We start from the raw sequence: 379 nt of genomic DNA, 5'->3' as shown, positions 1-379 counted from the left end.
CCATCATCGCCCGGCAGACCAAGGCAGCGGGCTCGGGTGCGGTCAACGTGACCGCGGGCGATGTCTCGGGGACGACCGGCATCGAGGCAACCAACTACGGCACCGGCGCGATCGGCATCACCGCCAATGGCACGGTGACCGGCACACTTGCCGAGGGCATCAAGGCGACCGGCAACGGCGCGGTGAGCGTGAGCGTCGCCGACACGGTGACCGGCGCCACGATCGGCCTGTCGCTGACCGGCGGCACCGGCGGTGCGGGCGACATCAGCGTCACCGGCGCCGGCGGGTTCGTCGGCGGGACCGGCAACGCTGCGACCATCCAGAACAACGGCTCGGGCACGGTCACGGTCGACATCTCCGGCGCGAGCAGCTCCACCGG

At 71.8% G+C, this 379-nt stretch carries 1 pseudogene; it reads left to right on the top strand.

The annotated features are described in order from the left end of the window. Nucleotides 1-379, top strand: a pseudogene (locus EOA19_RS35160) (autotransporter outer membrane beta-barrel domain-containing protein); the annotation flags it as partial.

Source organism: Mesorhizobium sp. M7A.F.Ca.US.010.02.1.1 (genome assembly GCF_004023085.1).
In the GTDB taxonomy this organism is placed as follows: domain Bacteria; phylum Pseudomonadota; class Alphaproteobacteria; order Rhizobiales; family Rhizobiaceae; genus Mesorhizobium.
The sequence above is the reverse complement of the archived record's forward strand: the minus strand, read 5'-3'. Positions and strand labels throughout refer to the sequence as shown.